Raw genomic sequence first — 262 nt, forward strand, 5'->3', positions numbered from 1 at the left:
TGGCAGGCCGCCCACGCAGTGTTTGTCCAGCACCGGCCCTTCGCCCCAGTCCAGGTGCTGGCCAACGGCAATCATGGCCCGGGTCAGTGCAGTCGTCTCCGTATGGTCCAGGCGGTCGCCCGCGCTGGCGGTGACGAACGCGGCAAGCTCCAGATCCGACAACCTGCTTTCCATCACGTCCTGCACCAGGGCGAGGTACTGGGCGTTGTCCAGCCGTGCACCGAACACCTTGGCGCGGAGCGCACCGGCCGACGCCGCGGGT

Annotated in this window: 1 pseudogene; it reads right to left on the reverse strand. The window is 68.7% G+C overall.

The features are described from left to right. Positions 1-262, reverse strand: a pseudogene (locus OC373_RS18830) (thymidine phosphorylase); the annotation flags it as partial.

Source organism: Stenotrophomonas sp. Ste96 (assembly GCF_024519495.1).
GTDB classification, from domain to species: domain Bacteria; phylum Pseudomonadota; class Gammaproteobacteria; order Xanthomonadales; family Xanthomonadaceae; genus Stenotrophomonas; species Stenotrophomonas bentonitica_A.